The following is a 1,228-nucleotide window of genomic DNA, read 5'->3' as shown; positions in this document are numbered from 1 at the left end:
ATCTTTCACATTGCCTGCACGGAGCAGATAGGCCGCCGTGTTCAAGAATGACTTAAACTTGCGTGAATCGGCGGACCCACGGTGAAGAAGCTCCCGCGGATTCTTGGTGCCGTGGGGCTCGTTGTGGTGGCGCTGCTTTTCGTCTCCACCGCGAGCAATCTCGCCTTCGATGCATTCGAGAAGGCGACCATTAAGCCGTATGGAGAGCGAGTCAGCATCGAGGCCGGGCACCTCAACGTATCGGTGACGGGGGAGGGCAAACAGACGGTGGTGTTACTCAGCGGGTACGGCACTGCTACACCTGTGCTGGATTTCGCACCGCTCGTCCGCGAGCTCGACAACACCTTCAGGGTGATCGTGGTCGAACGGTTCGGCTATGGATTCAGCGATCTGGATGTCACGGATCGCACCGTGAAGAACATTTCGATCGAGCTCCACCAGGCCCTTGCCGACCTGGGGGCCAATTCCTACATTCTTCTCGCGCACTCACTCGCGGCAATCTACAGTCTGGACTATGTCAATCGCTTTCCCGGCGAAGTCTCAGCCGTCGTCACACTTGATGGAACGGTGCCGGAAGAGTTCGCTGTAGCGTCCGCCATCAACGGCGGACTAGACCGTTTCCTTGCCGCGATCGGCTGGGTGCGATGGATGATCGAACTCAACCCGGGCATTACGGCCCCGTCAGCACCGGCCGGTGTTTACTCAACGCGAGAACTCGAACAAATCCGGTTGATGACGATCTGGAACTACGCAAACCCGTCAATGATCGATGAAAATAATAGGTCTGCAGAGAATTTCTCTGCAGTAAAAGGTTTAAGTTTCCCCACCAAGCTTCCTGTACTGGCGTTCGTGTCGCAACAACTCATCGACGCTAACCCGCAATGGCTGCCTGCACACGAGAAGCAACTCGAGTCGGTTGACCGCTCCGAAGTCGTTGTACTCGATGGAGGCCATTACCAGCACTGGACGCATTCGCGGGAGATCGGTGATGCCATCAAAAGTTTTCTCGACTGAGAAATGCGAGTATCGGAGACCATCCATCCGGACCGAATCAAGATGGCCACCGGATCGGATCCCTCCTGGAAGCAAGTGGCTTCAGACTGCAACTAAGCCCTCAATTGTGGAGAACAAGTAGGCTTAGTGTCAAGGTTGCCCGAAGCGCGATTCGGCAGGACCCCCACCGCTGAACGACTATGAGGTGACTGATGAATTCAAGTTCTGCGCGCTC

At 55.9% G+C, this 1,228-nt stretch carries 1 protein-coding gene; it reads left to right on the top strand.

The window, feature by feature from the left end; translation table 11 throughout:
• Window positions 1-81: 81 nt before the first annotated feature.
• On the top strand, window positions 82-1,014 hold the full coding sequence (locus DL891_RS16550) for an alpha/beta fold hydrolase (RefSeq protein ID WP_157962590.1): 933 nt from the start codon (window positions 82-84) through the stop codon (window positions 1,012-1,014).
• The last annotated feature ends 214 nt before the right edge of the window (window positions 1,015-1,228 follow it).

It is taken from the genome of Homoserinimonas sp. OAct 916, from assembly GCF_003260275.1.
GTDB lineage: Bacteria > Actinomycetota > Actinomycetes > Actinomycetales > Microbacteriaceae > OACT-916.
This window is presented reverse-complemented; position numbering and strand designations above follow the sequence as displayed.